Source organism: Mycolicibacterium helvum (genome assembly GCF_010731895.1).
In the GTDB taxonomy this organism is placed as follows: domain Bacteria; phylum Actinomycetota; class Actinomycetes; order Mycobacteriales; family Mycobacteriaceae; genus Mycobacterium; species Mycobacterium helvum.
On sequence record NZ_AP022596.1, the window covers coordinates 683682 to 699687 of the forward strand.

Sequence of the window (16006 nt, forward strand, 5' to 3'; positions counted from 1 at the left end):
GCTCAATACAGGGCGTTGGCGAGATTACGCCGGCCGGTGATCACGTCGGGATCGGCTGGGTCGAACAACTCGAACAACTCGATGAGCCGAGTGCGGACCTTGGTGCGGTCGTCATCGGAAGTCTTGCGCACCAAGGCGATCAGCCGATCGAAGGCCGGGATGACGTCCTGATTGAGGATCTGCACATCGGCTGCGGCGAAGGCGGCGTCGATATCGTCGGGCGCCGCATCGGACTCGGCGACCGCGTCGGTACTGTGGGCGGTGGCGCGCTCGAGGAAGGTCATCTGCCGCAACGCGCCCTTGGCTTCGGTATTCGCCGGGTCGGCGTCGAGGATGGCCTGATACGCCGCCGCCGCGCCGGCGAAATCGCCGGCGTCGAGAAGGTCACGGGCTTGTGCCAAGGCCGGATCGACGGCCGCCTCGTCCTCGGAATCAGCTGAGCCGGGGAGCTTTCCGGCAGTGGCCGACAGCAGTGAGTCGACCCAGCGACGCAGCTGCTCGGGGGGTTGCGGGCCTTGGAAGCTGGCCAGCGGCTGTCCGCCGGCCAGGGCCACCACCGTGGGAACCGCCTCGATGCCGAACATCTGGGCCACGCGCGGAACCACGTCGACGTTCACCGTGGCCAACGACCACGTGCCGTTGTCGTCAGCAGCCAACGCGCCCAATACCTGGGCCAGCTGCACCGAGGTGTCGCTGCGGGGCGACCACAGCACCACCACAACCGGCACTTCCCCGGAGCGGACCAGCACCTCGGCTTCGAAGTTCGCCTCGGTGATCTCGACGCCACCGCTGGGGGCGGTCGCACCGCCGGATGCTGGCTGCTGAGCCCGTTGTTTGAGGCCGGATAGATCGACGGCACCAGCCATGGCGGGGCCGATCGAAGGGCGTGGACGCGTCACGTACCCAAGTCTGTCACGTCGTCGTTCGGGCCGAATCCCGCGGTTGAGAAGAAGCCGCTGGAACCGCCCCGCCACCCAATTTCGCCGTCCGATCAGCCCATATGAGGAAGATCACACTTCCCAGGGGCACGATGCTCCCCAGCAACGCCAGCAACCACGTCCCCACGCCCCACGAGTAGGCGAGTCCGGCCAGGAGAGCAGCGATCACGAATGCGATGAACACCAGTCCGTGCGCCATCCCGAAGACCTTGACCCCGATCTCGGTGCGTGGGCTGCCCAGGTACTTGAAGTACATCCCGACCAGCAGTCCAACCCAACTCACCGCTTCGGCCAGCGCGACCAGCCGGAACCGGCCGGCCGTGCTACGGATATCAAAAGTGCTCGCCATGCCGCCATTGTGCCGCAGCCGCGCGCCAGCTACTACGCTGCGTCGTTGCTGCGGCCGCCGCTACCTCGTCAGGCGCGCAGGATCAGCGCATCGCCCTGGCCGCCGGCGCCGCAGAGCGCGGCCACCGCATAGCCCGAGCCGCGCCGAGATAGCTCCAGCGCCGCGTGCAGGGTGATGCGTGCGCCCGACATACCAATCGGGTGTCCGACCGCAATGGCGCCACCGTGGCGGTTGACCCGGTCGGCGTCCACGCCCAGCTCGCGGGTCGAGGCCAACGCGACGGCGGAAAACGCCTCGTTGATCTCAATGACATCCAGCTGGTCGGCGGTGATGCCTTCCCGAGCGAGGGCCTTTTTGATGGCATTGGCCGGCTGGGACTGCAGCGTGGAGTCCGGGCCGGCGACCACGCCGTGCGCACCGATCTCGCACAGCCACGTCAGGCCCAGTTCTTGGGCCTTGGCCTTGTTCATCACCACGACAGCGCAACCGCCATCGGAGATCTGCGAGGCCGAACCGGCGGTGATGGTGCCGTCCTTGCGGAACGCCGGCTTGAGCCCGGACAGCGATTCGGCCGTGGTGTTGGCCCGGATGCCCTCATCCTCGGCGAACTCGATCGGGTCACCCTTGCGCTGCGGAATCGACACCGGGACCACTTCGTTGGTGAACGCCCCGTCCTTCCACGCCGCGGCGGCCTTCCGATGCGAGGTGGCGGCGAATTCGTCCTGCTCGAGGCGGGTGAACTTGTCGGCGTCGTTGCGCTGCTCGGTCAGTGCGCCCATCGGCTGATCGGTGAAGACATCGTGCAGGCCGTCGTAGGCCATCGAGTCGACCACGGTGACGTCGCCGTACTTGTAGCCCTCGCGGCTGTTGATCAGCAGGTGCGGTGCCTTGGTCATCGACTCCTGACCGCCGGCGACGACGACGTCGAACTCGCCGGCCCGAATGAGCTGATCAGCAAGCGCGATCGAGTCGATGCCGGACAGGCACATCTTGTTGATGCTCAGGGCAGGCACGTCCCAGCCGATTCCGGCGGCGACGGACGCCTGGCGGGCCGGCATCTGGCCGGCGCCGGCGGTCAGCACCTGGCCCATGATCACGTACTCGACCAGCGACGCCGGGACGTTTGCCTTCTCCAGGGCACCCTTGATGGCGATCGCGCCCAAGTCGCTGCCCGAGAAATCCTTGAGTGAACCCATCAGTTTGCCGATGGGAGTGCGAGCCCCAGCAACGATCACCGACGTCGTCATTCCTGCCTCCCTGAACGTTTTGAGCCGCTCCGATGCGGCTATTCACGGATCCCCCAGTAGTTGAACCCGATCTGATTAGGTTACCTTTGCGTTATGACCGCCGAGCAAGTCGACGCCCGTCCCGTCCTGGCCAGTGCGCTCGTCACCGCTGTCGACCACGTCGGCATCGCGGTGCCGGATCTCGATGCGGCGATCCAGTGGTATCACGAGCACCTCGGCATGATCCTGGTGCACGAGGAGATCAACGAAGACCAGGGTATTCGCGAGGCGATGCTGTCCCTGAAGAACGCCGCACCGGACTGTGCGCAGATCCAGCTGATGGCCCCGCTCGATGAGACGTCGACAATCGCCAAGTTCATCGACAAGCGCGGCCCCGGCATCCAGCAGATGGCCTACCGGGTCAGCGATCTGGACGCCATCTCGGAACAGTTGCGTGGCCAAGGTGTCCGGTTGATCTACGACGCACCGCGACGCGGAACGGCCAACTCGCGGATCAACTTCATCCACCCCAAGGATGCCGGTGGCGTCCTGGTGGAACTCGTCGAGCCGGCCGCTTCCCACTAGCCGGTTACGACCACTTTCGGGTCGGTCCGCGCGAAGCCCTGTTGGCCCAGCACGCGGTGTGCCAATGCCGCCGGTCCTCCAGCCCAGCCGCACCCTGATCGACCGGCCACACCACTACGTGTGCTGTGCCCGAGCGGATTTCGTGATCACATCCGGGGCACCGATAGTTCTTGACGGCACGCGCCCCCGGGATCGGCCGTACCTCGTAGCCGAAGCCGTCGGTACCCAACTCGACTCGGCGCTGGCCGGGCAGCGGCGGCAAACCGCTCCCCTTCCGACGGCTCGGTCGGCGCCGTGGCATCAGAAGAGCCGGAACTCGTCGCTGTCCATCCCGCGCATAACGTCGTAATCGAGAGTGACACAACGTATCCCGCGATCAGTGGCCAGCGTGCGCGCCTGCGGCTTGATCTGCTGGGCAGCGAACACGCCGCTGACGGGAGCCAGCAGACTGTCGCGGTTGAGCAGTTCGAGGTAGCGCGTCAGTTGCTCGACACCGTCGATCTCACCGCGGCGCTTGATCTCTACTGCCACCGTGCGGCCCTGGTCGTCACGGCACAAGATGTCCACCGGACCGATCGCAGTCATGAACTCGCGGCGGACCAGCGTATAGCCGTCGCCCAACAGTTCGATGTGCTCGGCCAGCAGCTTCTGCAGATGGGCTTCGACACCATCCTTCACCAAGCCGGGATCGATCCCGAGCTCGTGGCTGGAGTCGTGCTCGATGCCCTCGATGGTGATACGCAGCTGCTCACCGGTTTTGTTCTCCACCACCCATACCGGCAAAGAATCGTCGGGCGCCTCCTCGGTGAGCCAGCACGGCGGACTCATCCAGTTCAGCGGCTTGTAGGCACGGTCGTCGGCGTGCACGCTGACCGAACCGTCAGCCTTGATCAGCAGCAGCCGGCGAGCCGAGGGCAGATGAGCGGTGAGCCGACCGACGTAGTCGACGGTGCATTGAGCGATCACGAGGCGCACCGCACAAGCTTAGGGTCTGCGGCCCGCGACGAATTAGGCTGACGCCACCATGAGTTCCCACCCCAGCGTTGCCCAGCGGTTGGGCCGGGTTCTGGAGCGAGTCACCCGGCAGAGCGGTCGGCTGGTCGGCACCCCGGCCTACGGCTCACTGCTGCTGGGCAAGGTCGATGAAAGCCCGGCCCGTCGGCGGGTCCGGATCCAGACGCTGGTCACTGTCTCATTGCTGGCGGTGAACGTCATCGGGATCCTGGTGGCGGCGCTGTTCGTGACGGTGGCATTCCCGGTGCCCAGCGTGTTCCACGACGTGCCGCCGTGGCTCACCTACGCGGTGGCCCCCGCCTATGCCGCCTTCGCGCTGGTGTTCGGCAGCTGGTGGATCACCACCCGCACGGTCAACGACCTTCGCTGGGCCGTCGAGGGACGTACACCGACACGGGTCGACCAGCGCAATGCGTTCTTCACCCCGTGGCGGGTCGCCATGGCGCAGCTGGCTCTGTGGGCGGTCGGCACCGCCGCGTTCACCGTCCTCTACGGGCTCTACGACCCCGCCTTCATTCCCCGGATCGCCCTCGCGGTGGCCTTCTGCGGCATCCTGGTGTCGACCGGCGCCTACATGTTCACCGAGTTCGCCCTGCGCCCCGTGGCGGCCCAGGCACTGGCCGCGGGGCCGCCCCCGCACCGCCTAGCGCCCGGGATCATGGGCCGCACGATGACGGTGTGGATGCTGGTCTCCGGGGCGCCGATGATCGGAATCGGGCTGACCGCACTGCTTTCACTACTGCTGAAGAATCTGACCAGGACGCAGTTGGAAGTCGCGATCATCATCATCTCGCTGGCGGCGCTGGTGTCCGGCTTCCTGCTGATGTGGATTCTGGCCTGGCTCACCGCAACTCCAGTGCGGGTGGTGCGCTCGGCCCTCAGGCGCGTCGAGGGCGGGGACCTGAGCGCCAACCTTGTCGTCTTCGACGGCACCGAACTCGGTGAGCTGCAACGCGGTTTCAACTCCATGGTGAACGGGCTTCGGGAACGGGAGCGGGTGCGCGATCTGTTCGGCCGCCACGTCGGGCGCGAAGTCGCGGCGGCGGCCGAATTGCAGCGGCCCACGCTGGGCGGAGAAGAGCGCCATGTGGCAGTGCTTTTCGTCGATATCGTCCAGTCCACCCGATTGGTCAGCACGCTGCCACCGATCGAGGTCGTCGAACTGCTCAACCGGTTCTTCGCGGTCGTCGTCGAGGAGGTCGACCGCCATCGCGGAATAGTCAACAAGTTCGAGGGTGACGCGACGCTGGCGATCTTCGGTGCCCCCGTCACGTTGGAGAACCCGGAGGACGACGCACTGGCCGCGGCCCGCACGATCATGCAACGACTCAAGCGGGAGGTACCCGAATGCCCCGCGGGTATCGGGGTCACAGCCGGGCAAGTGGTCGCCGGCAACGTGGGCGCCAACGAACGATTCGAGTACACCGTGATCGGCGGACCGGTCAACGAGGCCGCACGCCTGTCGGAACTGGCCAAGAACGCGGACAGCCGCGTGCTGGCGTCGGCCGCGGCGGTCGAGAACGCCAGCGAGAAGGAACGAGCCCGTTGGGTGTTCGGTGACACGGTGACCTTGCGCGGCCACGACCAGCCGACCCGGCTGGCGGTACCCGTCTGAATCAGGCCACCGGGCGACAGCTTCTGGCCAGAGTCCGGCGATCATGGTGGATATGGCCGCCTCGGCGGAAGCGTCGAGGCGGGTGCATACGGTGAGCTGTCGTGGCGTTCGACGATGTCATCGCATTCGACTTAGCCAGTGCGGTAGAGGTATTCAGCCGCGTACCACTGCCGGATGGGCGGTTGGTGTGCTGATCCGAGGTTCCCGCCCGCGATCCACGAGCAACGGCCCGACCACGATGTCGATTTTCCGCTAGTGATGTCGCTGCTGGCGTGTAAAAGTTCCAGATATGCACGACGATTTCGACCACTGCTACCGGGCCGTGCAGTCCAGGGACTCCAGGTTCGACGGTTGGTTCGTCACCGCGGTCAAGACCACCGGTATCTACTGCCGGCCCAGCTGCCCGGTGCGCCTACCGCTGGCCCGCAACGTGTGCTTTTATCCCAGCTCGGCCGCCGCCCAGCGGGCCGGTTTCCGGGCCTGCAAGCGATGCCGCCCCGACGCATCCCCGGGATCGCCGGAGTGGAACGTTCGCGGCGACGCTGTGGCCCGGGCGATGCGACTGATCGCCGACGGCACGGTGGACCGGGAAGGCGTCACCGGATTGGCCGCCCAGGTGGGATACACAACCCGTCAGCTCGAACGCGTGCTGCAGGCCGAGGTCGGTGCGGGTCCGCTGGCACTGGCCCGTGCCCAGCGGGTGCAGACGGCACGGGTACTCATCGAGACCACCGACATGCCGTTCAGCGATATCGCGTTCGCGGCGGGCTTCGCCAGCATCCGGCAGTTCAACGACACCCTCCGAGCGGCGTGCGATATGACACCGACGGCGCTGCGGCACAAGACCATCCACCGCGATCGGTGCGGCAGTGCGCCGGGCGGGCAGGCGTTGACGCTCCGGCTGCCGGTACGGACGCCATTTGCCTACGAGGGTGTGTTCGGCCATCTGGCGGCCGGCGCGGTGCCGGGCTGCGAAGAGGTGCGCGACGGCGCCTATCGCCGGACGCTGCGCCTGCCCTCAGGTTATGGGGTGGTCAGCCTGACACCGCAGCCCGACCACGTCCGGTGCCAGCTGGTGCTCGAGCAGGTCCGCGATCTCTCGACGGCGATCGCCCGGTGCCGGCGGCTGTTGGACCTCGACGCTGACCCCGAGGCCGTCATCGACGTGCTGGGTGTCGACGCCGACCTGCGGGACCTGGTGGCCAAGGCGCCAGGGCAGCGGATCCCGCGAACCGTCGACGAAGAGGAGCTGACCGTGCGAGCCGTCCTCGGGCAGCAGGTTTCGACCAAGGCAGCGCGTACCCATGCGGCCCGCCTGGTCAACGCGTACGGCAGTCCGGTGACCGATCCGTACGGCGGGCTGACCCATACATTCCCCAGCGTCGTGCAGCTGGCCGAGATCGATCCGGCTCATCTGGCGATGCCAGCCGCTCGTCGGCGGTCGCTGACCGGCCTGATCGGAGCACTGGCCACCGGCGAGCTCACCGTGAATCCTGGCTGCGACTGGGAGCAAGCGCGCCAACAGCTGTTGGCACTGCCCGGCATCGGGCCATGGACCGCGGAGATCGTGGCCATGCGGGGGCTGGGTGATCCCGATGCCTTCCCTGCCAGCGACCTCGGGGTGCGGCTGGCGGCCGAACAACTCGGCCTGGCCACCGACGTGCGGACACTGACCGCCCGTGGTGCACGCTGGCGACCGTGGCGGTCGTACGCGGTGCAACACCTTTGGACGACTCTCGACCATTCTGTGAATCAGTGGCCACCGAAGGAGACGATGTGACGACGATGTACTACCGAACGATCGACAGCCCGGTCGGGCCGCTCACCCTGGCGGGCACCGGATCGACGTTGATGCATCTGCGGATGGTGGACCAGACCCACGAGCCGAATCGATCCGACTGGCAGCCGGCCGAGGGCGAGGTATTCGCCGAGGCGGTCGAGCAGCTGGCCGCTTATTTCGCGGGTGAGCTCACCGAATTCAACCTCGACCTGAATCTTGCCGGGACGGAATTCCAGAGGAAGGTGTGGACAGCGCTGTGCACCATTCCGTATGGGGAGACGCGGTCCTATGGCGAAATCGCCATGCAAATCGGCTCACCGGGCGCTTCACGAGCGGTGGGATTGGCCAATGGCCGAAATCCGATCAGCATTATTGTTCCCTGCCATCGCGTTATCGGTTCAACCGGTGGATTGACCGGATATGGCGGGGAATTGATCGAAAGCGTGCGCTTTTGGCGCTGGAAAAGAGCCGAATGCCGGCCGATCTTTCGCTGTTCGATTAGGCACGCATGCAAAAATGCCTGGGCCCCCAATCGAAATTGGGGGCCCAGGACTTAAATTGTGTTCGGCGGTGTCCTACTTTTCCACCCGTGTTGGGTAGTATCATCGGCGCTGGCAGGCTTAGCTTCCGGGTTCGGGATGGGTCCGGGCGTTTCCCTGCCGCTATGGCCGCCGTAACTCTATTCACTCGTTGTTGAGTGTGAATCTGGTGTTTTGGTGGTGGGGTGCGGTGTTGTGATTGGTGTGGTGTGGTTGCGGGCAGATGTGCGTGTCTTACTTTTACCGAATCAAAAGGGTGTTTTGTTTTGGTTGTTGTAAGTTTTCGGCCGGTTAGTGCCAGTTCCCTGAACACCTTGCGGTGCGTGCAGGTCTGGTCTATCGATCCCGTGGTCTGCGGGGGGCCTTATCCCTCTAAAAGGGTGAGAAACCTGGTCTTGGAGAAGGTTTCCCGCTTAGATGCTTTCAGCGGTTATCCTGTCCGAACGTGGCTATCCAGCGGTGCCCCTGGTGGGACAACTGGTAGACCAGAGGTTCGTCCGTCCCGGTCCTCTCGTACTAGGGACAGGTTTCCTCAAGTTTCTGACGCGCGCGGCGGATAGAGACCGAACTGTCTCACGACGTTCTAAACCCAGCTCGCGTGCCGCTTTAATGGGCGAACAGCCCAACCCTTGGGACCTGCTCCAGCCCCAGGATGCGACGAGCCGACATCGAGGTGCCAAACCATCCCGTCGATATGGACTCTTGGGGAAGATCAGCCTGTTATCCCCGGGGTACCTTTTATCCGTTGAGCGACACCCCTTCCACTCGGGGGTGCCGGATCACTAGTCCCGACTTTCGTCCCTGCTTGACATGTCCGTCTCGCAGTCAAGCTCCCTTGTGCACTTGCACTCAACACCTGATTGCCGTCCAGGTTGAGGGAACCTTTGGGCGCCTCCGTTACATTTTAGGAGGCAACCGCCCCAGTTAAACTACCCACCAGGCACTGTCCCTGGACCGGATATACGGTCCGAGGTTAGAAGTCCAATACGATCAGAGTGGTATTTCAACAATGACTCCACCCACACTGGCGTGTGAGTTTCACAGTCTCCCACCTATCCTACACAAACCGAACCGAACGCCAATACCAAGCTATAGTGAAGGTCCGGGTCTTTTCGTCCTGCCGCGCGTAACGAGCATCTTTACTCGTAGTGCAATTTCGCCGAGTCTATGGTTGAGACAGTTGAGAAGTCGTTACGCCATTCGTGCAGGTCGGAACTTACCCGACAAGGAATTTCGCTACCTTAGGATGGTTATAGTTACCACCGCCGTTTACTGGGGCTTAAATTCTCCGCTTCACCCCAAAGGGTTAACGGGTCCTCTTAACCTTCCAGCACCGGGCAGGCGTCAGTCCGTATACATCGTCTTGCGACTTCGCACGGACCTGTGTTTTTAGTAAACAGTCGCTTCTCACTGGTTTGTGCCACCCCCCACCGCTGCCCACCGCAAGGGTGATGACAGTAGGAGGTCCCCCTTCTCCCGAAGTTACGGGGGTATTTTGCCGAGTTCCTTAACCATAGTTCACTCGTACGCCTTGGTATTCTCTACCTGACCACCTGTGTTGGTTTGGGGTACGGGCCGTGTGTGTGCTCGCTAGAGGCTTTTCTTGGCAGCAAAGGATCACCGAATTCGCCTCACTCGGCTATGCATCACCTCTCAGGATATGTGTTGGACGGATTTGCCTATCCAACTCCCTACCGGCTTGCCCCAGTATTACCACTGACTGGTACGGCTACCTACCTGCGTCACCCCATCGCTTGACTACTACCCACCCGGGTCCCGCGCAGCCAGCAGTCCCCGCTCCCCGAAGGGATTGGTGGACCACCTTTTGGGCGGTTAGCAGAATGGATTCATCAGGGACGCTCATACACGGGTACGGGAATATCAACCCGTTGTCCATCGACTACGCCTGTCGGCCTCGCCTTAGGTCCCGACTCACCCTGGGCGGACTGGCCTGCCCCAGGAACCCTTGGTCTTTCGGCGGGCAAGGTTCTCACTTGCCTTATCGCTACTCATGCCTGCATTCTCACTCCCACACCCTCCACAGCTCCATTACCAGGCTGCTTCACCGGTGTGCAGGACGCTCCCCTACCCATCCAACTCACGTTGAATGCCGCGGCTTCGGCGGTGTGCTTGAGCCCCGCTACATTATCGGCGCACAATCACTTGACCAGTGAGCTATTACGCACTCTTTCAAGGGTGGCTGCTTCTAAGCCAACCTCCTGGTTGTCTCTGCGACTGCACATCCTTTTCCACTTAGCACACGCTTAGGGGCCTTAGCCGGCGATCTGGGCTGTTTCCCTCTCGACGTACGGAGCTTATCCCCCGCCGTCTCACTGCTGCGCTCTCACTTACCGGCATTCGGAGTTTGGCTGACGTCAGTAACCCTGTGGGGCCCATCGGCCATCCAGTAGCTCTACCTCCGGCAAGAAACACGCAACGCTGCACCTAAATGCATTTCGGGGAGAACCAGCTATCACGGAGTTTGATTGGCCTTTCACCCCTACCCACAACTCATCCCCTCAGTCTTCAACCTAAGTGGGTTCGGGCCTCCACGCGGTCTTACCCGCGCTTCACCCTGGCCATGGGTAGATCACTCCGCTTCGGGTCCAGAACACACCACTACACCAACCCCTACGGATTGGATACGCCCTATTCAGACTCGCTTTCGCTACGGCTACCCCACACGGGTTAACCTCGCGACATGTCCCTGACTCGCAGGCTCATTCTTCAAAAGGCACGCCATCACCCCACGTAAACGAGGGCTCTGACGGATTGTAAGCGCACGGTTTCAGGTACTATTTCACTCCCCTCCCGGGGTACTTTTCACCATTCCCTCACGGTACTAATCCGCTATCGGTCACTGGGAAGTATTCAGGCTTACCGGGTGGTCCCGGCAGATTCACAGCAAATTCCACGGGCTCGCTGCTACTCGGGTACCCATCACCACAGAGAACATGTTTTCACCTACGGGGCTCTCACCCACTACGGCAGACCATCCCAGGCCACTTCGGTTAACACATTCTTTTCTCACTGCAGCCCAGACCGGCAGATCTGAGAAGACAGGCCCCACAACACCGCACACACAACCCCTGCCGGGTATCACATGCATACGGTTTAGCCATCCTCCGCTTTCGCTCGCCACTACTCACGGAATCACTTACTTGTTTTCTCTTCCTACGGGTACTGAGATGTTTCACTTCCCCGCGTTCCCCCATACCCTATGTATTCAGGTATGGGTGACACGACATCACTCGTGCCGGGTTTCCCCATTCGGACATCCTCGGATCCACGCTCGGTTGACAGCTCCCCGAGGCATAACGCAGCCTCCCACGTCCTTCATCGGCTCCCAGTGCCAAGGCATCCACCATGCGCTCTTAAACACTTACAACACAAAAAACCAATTCGAAAAGAAATTGCACATCAACACACAAACCACGCCGAACCTCGTCAGAGGACCGACGCACCATTTGCGTGCTAGATGCTCGCAACCACTATCCACAAATCAAACACCACACCCCACCACCAAAGTGAGGCAACAACATGCCGACACCACCCAACGGTGACGCCACCCGGACAACCGGGCACGGGCTTGTTGTCTCAAAGCCCAATAGTGTGTCTGATGAATTTTCGCCGCCGGCATCCCCGCCGAACAACAGTCTGTCGTGCACCAGAACCCGATCCACTACAGATACGAGCCCATCCAACGAATCGCTTGAATCACCGAACCCCCACACGATGTGGGCGGGTCCAAGTCTCGTGGTGCTCCTTAGAAAGGAGGTGATCCAGCCGCACCTTCCGGTACGGCTACCTTGTTACGACTTCGTCCCAATCGCCGATCCCACCTTCGACGGCTCCCTCCCACAAGGGGTTAGGCCACCGGCTTCGGGTGTTACCGACTTTCATGACGTGACGGGCGGTGTGTACAAGGCCCGGGAACGTATTCACCGCAGCGTTGCTGATCTGCGATTACTAGCGACTCCGACTTCACGGGGTCGAGTTGCAGACCCGATCCGAACTGAGACCGGCTTTGAAAGGATTCGCTCCACCTCACGGCATCGCAGCCCTTTGTACCGGCCATTGTAGCATGTGTGAAGCCCTGGACATAAGGGGCATGATGACTTGACGTCATCCCCACCTTCCTCCGAGTTGACCCCGGCAGTCTCTCACGAGTCCCCGCCATTACGCGCTGGCAACATAAGATAAGGGTTGCGCTCGTTGCGGGACTTAACCCAACATCTCACGACACGAGCTGACGACAGCCATGCACCACCTGCACACAGGCCACAAGGGAACCGACATCTCTGCCGGCGTCCTGTGCATGTCAAACCCAGGTAAGGTTCTTCGCGTTGCATCGAATTAATCCACATGCTCCGCCGCTTGTGCGGGCCCCCGTCAATTTCTTTGAGTTTTAGCCTTGCGGCCGTACTCCCCAGGCGGGGTACTTAATGCGTTAGCTACGGCACGGATCCCAAGGAAGGAAACCCACACCTAGTACCCACCGTTTACGGCGTGGACTACCAGGGTATCTAATCCTGTTCGCTCCCCACGCTTTCGCTCCTCAGCGTCAGTTACTGCCCAGAGACCCGCCTTCGCCACCGGTGTTCCTCCTGATATCTGCGCATTCCACCGCTACACCAGGAATTCCAGTCTCCCCTGCAGTACTCAAGTCTGCCCGTATCGCCCGCACGCCCACAGTTAAGCTGTGAGTTTTCACGAACAACGCGACAAACCACCTACGAGCTCTTTACGCCCAGTAATTCCGGACAACGCTCGGACCCTACGTATTACCGCGGCTGCTGGCACGTAGTTGGCCGGTCCTTCTTCTACAGGTACCGTCACTTGCGCTTCGTCCCTGCTGAAAGAGGTTTACAACCCGAAGGCCGTCATCCCTCACGCGGCGTCGCTGCATCAGGCTTGCGCCCATTGTGCAATATTCCCCACTGCTGCCTCCCGTAGGAGTCTGGGCCGTATCTCAGTCCCAGTGTGGCCGGTCACCCTCTCAGGCCGGCTACCCGTCGTCGCCTTGGTAGGCCATTACCCCACCAACAAGCTGATAGGCCGCGGGCCCATCCCACACCGCAAAAGCTTTCCACCACAACCCATGAAGGCCATGATCATATTCGGTATTAGACCCAGTTTCCCAGGCTTATCCCAAAGTGCAGGGCAGATCACCCACGTGTTACTCACCCGTTCGCCACTCGAGTACCCCGAAGGGCCTTTCCGTTCGACTTGCATGTGTTAAGCACGCCGCCAGCGTTCGTCCTGAGCCAGAATCAAACTCTCCAAACAAAAACCCCGGGACAAACCCGAAAGAATTCGAATCAGAACAAGCCTGAAACCAAACAAAAGACACCAAACAAACTGGCATCAAAAAAAAGCCACACCCCAACACGGGGGTATCAGAATGCGGCAAAAAACAACAACAAACTAAAAAAACCACCAAACACACTATTGAGTTCTCAAACAACACACCCGAGCTGACACCCGCCAGCAGGCAACCCTGCCAGCTTACTTCAATTTCTTGTCGGCGTCAACTCCCGCTGCCTTCCCGTCTCCGGGTCCGGCGCGGTGGCCGAGCGCTAACACTACACGCGTTCTATCTCAGCTCCAAGTCGGACCAGATTCTCCACGAACAGTGGGTATCCCCGGTCGATGTGAAACACGTCGTGAACTTCGGTTTCTCCGTCAGCGACCAGCCCGGCAAGCACCAGGCCGGCACCGGCCCGGATGTCCGAACACCACACCGGCGCACTGGACAGCTGCGGGATCCCCCGCACCACCGCGTGGTGGCCGTCGGTCCTGGCGTCGGCGCCGAGGCGGATCATCTCCTCGACGAACCGGAATCTCGCCTCGAACACGTTCTCGGTGATCATCGATGTTCCATCGGCGATCGACGCCAGCGCGATTGCCATCGGCTGGAGGTCGGTCGGGAAGCCCGGGAACGGCAGCGTCGCCACATTGCCGGCCTTCGGACGCTCGTACTGGACCACCCGAAACCCGTTGTCGTGTTGGGTGACGGTGGCCCCGGCGTCGTGCAGTTTGTGCAACACCAACTGCAGATGAGCGGGATCGACGCCGGTGACCGAGATGTCCCCGCGGGTCATCGCGGCGGCGATCCCCCACGTCGCGGCGACAATCCGGTCGCCGATCACCCGATGCTCGGTCGGATGTAGCTTCGGAACACCGGTGATAGTCAGCGTTGGCGTTCCAGCACCTTCGATCTCGGCGCCCATCTGATTGAGCATCTCGCACAGGTCGACGACGTCGGGTTCACGGGCCGCGTTTCGAATCGTGGTGACACCGTCGGCGAGCACGGCCGCCATCAGGATGTTCTCGGTCGCTCCCACCGACGGGAACTCGAGTTGGATCTCCGCACCGTGCAGCTTCTCGGCGGTGGCGACCACGCAACCGTGCTCGATATTGCAGTCCGCACCAAGCTGCCGCAGACCGGCCTGATGCATGTCGAGCGGCCGCGATCCGATCGCGTCACCACCGGGAAGCGCGACACGGGCCCGCTTGCACCGGCCGACCAGCGGTCCCAGCACACACACCGAGGCCCGGAACTGGCGCACCGCGGCGAAGTCAGCCTCGTATTTGGGCTCCTCGGGCGACGTGATCCGCACCGTCGGACCGTCGAGTTCAACGTTGGCGCCGAGGCCACGCAGGACCTCGGCCATCAGCGGCACATCGAGAATGTCCGGGCAATTAGTGATCGTTGTGGTGCCCTCGGCCAGCAGACTGGCGGCCATCAGTTTCAAGACGCTGTTCTTGGCGCCCCCAACAGCCACTTCGCCTGCCAACCGGTTGCCACCGGTCACCACGAAACGCTCACCCACGGCCGTCAGTTTAGTGGAGGCAGCGCCAACTACCTGCGCACTCGGCCGGTACCGTTCAGCTATGGCAGTGCACTTGACCCGCATCTATACCCGGACCGGCGACGACGGCACATCGGGACTGAGTGATTTCTCACGGGTCGAGAAGAATGACCCGCGCCTGATCGCCTACGCCGACTGCGACGAGGCCAACGCCGCCATCGGAGTGGCTATTGCCCTGGGCGAACCCGGCGTCGACCTGCGCAAGGTGCTGCTGCAAATCCAGAACGACCTGTTCGACGCGGGTGCGGATCTGTCCACCCCGGTCACCGGAGCCGAACAGTCGGCGACGGTGAACCCGCAATCCCTGCGAATCACCCCGCCCTATGTCGAGCGGCTGGAGACGTGGTGCGACCACTACAACGAAGCGCTGCCGGCGCTGACCTCGTTCATTCTGCCGGGCGGCACCGCGCTGTCGGCCCTTCTACATGTTGCGCGAACCGTGACCCGGCGCGCCGAGCGGTCGGCGTGGATCGCGGTGAAGGCCTACCCCGATACCGTCAGCGCACTGCCGGCGCGCTACCTCAACCGACTCTCGGACCTGTTGTTCATCCTGTCGCGGGTGGCCAATCCCGACGGCGACGTGCTGTGGCAGCCCGGCGGAGCGGAATCCGGCGGGCCGGAGAAGAAGTAGTTCACGCCGTACGGCGGCGAGCCCGCGGCGACGGACTGGACTCGACCCAAGACAGGAACGCCGTCAACGCCCCGCGGTCCAGCGCCATCTCGTATCCGCGCCAGCGGTCCACGGTGGTGTCGTGCAGTTCGAGCACCACGATCGCGTCACTCATGATGTCGAACTCGTCACCGCGAGGCGCCCGTCGGGAAATGACCTCCAGGCCGCGGCGGCTCAGCCGGCGATCCGGCCACCACCGAAGACTCGACAGCCGGTAATACCGGGCCTCGTCGCCGCGGTAGCGGATGACTCCGTGCCGCCAACCATGGCCGCCGACCGCCGGGATGTCACGCAGGATCGCGGCAGTGCCGCCCTGGCGCAGCTTCCACAATCGGTAACTCAGCGCACCCACGGCCAGCAACAGCACACCGACCAGCGCGGCCATGAAGAACATCGGCGCGCTCATCGGTCGCTG

General features: G+C 62.8%; 11 protein-coding genes, 3 rRNA genes and 1 pseudogene. 5 read left to right on the top strand and 10 right to left on the bottom strand.

From position 1 onward, the window contains the following. Nucleotides 1-2 precede the first annotated feature (2 nt). From G6N38_RS03135 to G6N38_RS03145, 3 genes are all read right to left on the bottom strand, one after another. Nucleotides 3-899, bottom strand: coding sequence for a tetratricopeptide repeat protein (locus G6N38_RS03135; RefSeq protein WP_163746212.1), 897 nt, complete (start codon nucleotides 897-899; stop codon nucleotides 3-5). Between the two features lie 13 nt (nucleotides 900-912). Further along, entirely contained in the window at nucleotides 913-1287 is a 375-nt protein-coding gene (locus tag G6N38_RS03140) for a DUF3817 domain-containing protein (RefSeq protein ID WP_163746213.1), read from the bottom strand. Nucleotides 1288-1355: 68 nt separating this feature from the next. Then, nucleotides 1356-2534 (bottom strand): acetyl-CoA C-acetyltransferase, encoded by a 1179-nt coding sequence (locus G6N38_RS03145; protein ID WP_163746214.1) that lies wholly within the window; start codon nucleotides 2532-2534, stop codon nucleotides 1356-1358. Nucleotides 2535-2627: 93 nt separating this feature from the next. Between G6N38_RS03145 and mce the strand changes: the two genes are divergently transcribed. Then, nucleotides 2628-3098: a methylmalonyl-CoA epimerase gene (gene mce, locus G6N38_RS03150; protein WP_108058393.1), complete on the top strand. Its 471-nt coding sequence runs from the start codon at nucleotides 2628-2630 to the stop codon at nucleotides 3096-3098. A 4-nt stretch (nucleotides 3099-3102) separates the two neighbouring features. Here mce and G6N38_RS03155 read toward each other — a convergent pair whose 3' ends face one another. Beyond that, nucleotides 3103-3399, bottom strand: coding sequence for an Rv1322 family protein (locus tag G6N38_RS03155; RefSeq protein WP_163746215.1), 297 nt, complete (start codon nucleotides 3397-3399; stop codon nucleotides 3103-3105). Further along, nucleotides 3399-4073, bottom strand: coding sequence for an endonuclease NucS (gene nucS / locus G6N38_RS03160; RefSeq protein ID WP_163746216.1), 675 nt, complete (start codon nucleotides 4071-4073; stop codon nucleotides 3399-3401). Before nucS ends, G6N38_RS03155 begins: the two co-directional genes overlap by 1 nt. 49 nt (nucleotides 4074-4122) lie before the next feature. On the opposite strand from nucS, the gene G6N38_RS03165 reads away from it, so the two are divergent. From G6N38_RS03165 to G6N38_RS03175, 3 genes and pseudogenes are all read left to right on the top strand, one after another. Beyond that, the gene (locus tag G6N38_RS03165; RefSeq protein WP_163746217.1) at nucleotides 4123-5727 is read left to right on the top strand and encodes an adenylate/guanylate cyclase domain-containing protein; all 1605 of its coding nucleotides are present in this window, start codon (nucleotides 4123-4125) and stop codon (nucleotides 5725-5727) included. Nucleotides 5728-6016: 289 nt separating this feature from the next. Beyond that, complete coding sequence (locus G6N38_RS03170; RefSeq protein WP_163746218.1) at nucleotides 6017-7507, top strand: DNA-3-methyladenine glycosylase 2 family protein; 1491 nt, start codon at nucleotides 6017-6019, stop codon at nucleotides 7505-7507. Between the two features lie 5 nt (nucleotides 7508-7512). Further along, a pseudogene (locus G6N38_RS03175) lies at nucleotides 7513-8009 on the top strand (methylated-DNA--[protein]-cysteine S-methyltransferase). Nucleotides 8010-8069: 60 nt separating this feature from the next. Here the strand turns inward: G6N38_RS03175 and rrf are convergent. The 4 genes from rrf to murA form a co-directional block, all read right to left on the bottom strand. Further along, nucleotides 8070-8183 (bottom strand): 5S ribosomal RNA (gene rrf, locus G6N38_RS03180). Between the two features lie 134 nt (nucleotides 8184-8317). Continuing rightward, nucleotides 8318-11434, bottom strand: a 23S ribosomal RNA gene (locus G6N38_RS03185). A gap of 382 nt (nucleotides 11435-11816) precedes the next feature. Next, nucleotides 11817-13335: ribosomal RNA gene (locus tag G6N38_RS03190) — 16S ribosomal RNA — on the bottom strand. Together the 16S, 23S and 5S rRNA genes form the textbook arrangement of a ribosomal RNA operon. A 296-nt stretch (nucleotides 13336-13631) precedes the next feature. Then, the gene (gene murA, locus G6N38_RS03195; RefSeq protein WP_163746219.1) at nucleotides 13632-14882 is read right to left on the bottom strand and encodes a UDP-N-acetylglucosamine 1-carboxyvinyltransferase; all 1251 of its coding nucleotides are present in this window, start codon (nucleotides 14880-14882) and stop codon (nucleotides 13632-13634) included. Nucleotides 14883-14943: 61 nt separating this feature from the next. Here murA and G6N38_RS03200 point away from each other — a divergent pair, with 61 nt between their 5' ends. After that, nucleotides 14944-15552: a cob(I)yrinic acid a,c-diamide adenosyltransferase gene (locus G6N38_RS03200; protein ID WP_163746220.1), complete on the top strand. Its 609-nt coding sequence runs from the start codon at nucleotides 14944-14946 to the stop codon at nucleotides 15550-15552. A gap of 1 nt (nucleotide 15553) precedes the next feature. Here the strand turns inward: G6N38_RS03200 and G6N38_RS03205 are convergent, their stop codons facing one another. After that, nucleotides 15554-15997, bottom strand: coding sequence for a DUF2550 domain-containing protein (locus tag G6N38_RS03205; RefSeq protein ID WP_163746221.1), 444 nt, complete (start codon nucleotides 15995-15997; stop codon nucleotides 15554-15556). Nucleotides 15998-16006 lie beyond the last annotated feature (9 nt).

Coding starts and splice junctions, on each gene's coding strand:
- G6N38_RS03200 (WP_163746220.1), top strand. CDS start 14,944: ATGGCAGTGCACTTGACCCGCATCTATACCCGGACCGGCGACGACGGC.
- mce (WP_108058393.1), top strand. CDS start 2,628: ATGACCGCCGAGCAAGTCGACGCCCGTCCCGTCCTGGCCAGTGCGCTC.
- G6N38_RS03170 (WP_163746218.1), top strand. CDS start 6,017: ATGCACGACGATTTCGACCACTGCTACCGGGCCGTGCAGTCCAGGGAC.
- G6N38_RS03140 (WP_163746213.1), bottom strand. CDS start 1,287: ATGGCGAGCACTTTTGATATCCGTAGCACGGCCGGCCGGTTCCGGCTG.
- G6N38_RS03165 (WP_163746217.1), top strand. CDS start 4,123: ATGAGTTCCCACCCCAGCGTTGCCCAGCGGTTGGGCCGGGTTCTGGAG.
- G6N38_RS03155 (WP_163746215.1), bottom strand. CDS start 3,399: ATGCCACGGCGCCGACCGAGCCGTCGGAAGGGGAGCGGTTTGCCGCCG.
- G6N38_RS03145 (WP_163746214.1), bottom strand. CDS start 2,534: ATGACGACGTCGGTGATCGTTGCTGGGGCTCGCACTCCCATCGGCAAA.
- G6N38_RS03205 (WP_163746221.1), bottom strand. CDS start 15,997: ATGAGCGCGCCGATGTTCTTCATGGCCGCGCTGGTCGGTGTGCTGTTG.